The 237-nt window shown below is 71.3% G+C and carries 1 protein-coding gene; it reads left to right on the top strand.

The window, feature by feature from the left end; genetic code table 11:
- Window positions 1-237 (top strand): ketoacyl-synthetase C-terminal extension domain-containing protein (locus tag ACLQ28_RS34645; RefSeq protein WP_425690467.1); only part of this gene is annotated, 237 nt, incomplete at both ends.

Below are 237 nucleotides of genomic sequence, written 5' to 3'. Positions count from 1 at the left end.
CCGTGGCCGGAGACTGGCCGGCCGCGTCGTGCGGGTGTGTCGTCGTTCGGTGTCAGTGGCACGAACGCGCACGTGATTCTGGAGCTGGCGCCTGAGCCGCAGGAGGTGCCGGTCGAGGAGCCGGTCGGGGCTTCGGTGCCGTTGGTGGAGTCGGATCTGCTGCCGTGGGTGGTGTCGGGGAAGTCGCCGGCTGCGGTGCAGGCTGGGCTGGCCGCGTTGGAGGGTGTGGAGGCTGAC

Origin of the sequence: Micromonospora sp. DT201, from assembly GCF_049841575.1 — a bacterium.
Classification (GTDB): Bacteria; Actinomycetota; Actinomycetes; order Mycobacteriales; family Micromonosporaceae; genus Micromonospora.
Note: the sequence above shows the minus strand (reverse complement) of the source record. Positions and strands in the feature narration are given on the sequence as shown.